Origin of the sequence: Phocaeicola faecium (assembly GCF_014837055.1) — a bacterium.
GTDB classification, from domain to species: Bacteria; Bacteroidota; Bacteroidia; order Bacteroidales; family Bacteroidaceae; genus Phocaeicola; species Phocaeicola gallinarum.
On record NZ_JACSPQ010000037.1, the window covers coordinates 1 to 305 of the forward strand.

The 305-nt window shown below is 68.2% G+C and carries 1 protein-coding gene; it reads right to left on the bottom strand.

Features of this window, described 5'->3' with window-relative positions:
- Positions 1-305, bottom strand: a 305-nt coding sequence (locus tag H9626_RS15715; protein ID WP_225231016.1) for a hypothetical protein, incomplete at its 5' end; no start/stop codon positions are given.

Consider the following 305-nt stretch of genomic DNA (forward strand, 5'->3'; position numbering starts at 1 on the left):
TCACTCCCCTTCCTTGGCATCGTCGTTTTCGCCGGCCTCGGACGATTCGGTCTCGGACGATTCGGCCTCGGGGGCGCTCTCCTGGGCAAGGCGCGCGAAGTACGCCGCCAGCTCGTCGGGGGAGATCACCGAGGTCTGTTCGCCAGCCCCCTCGTCCCCGGACTGCTCCGAGGACCGCATCTGATCCGACACCAGGTTTCGGGCCGCGGGGTCGACGATGTTCGGCCCTTCGACCTCAGACTGTTCGACCTGTTCGGCCGTTCTGCCGCGTCCGTGCCTGCGACGGCGAGCGCGACGGCTTTCCG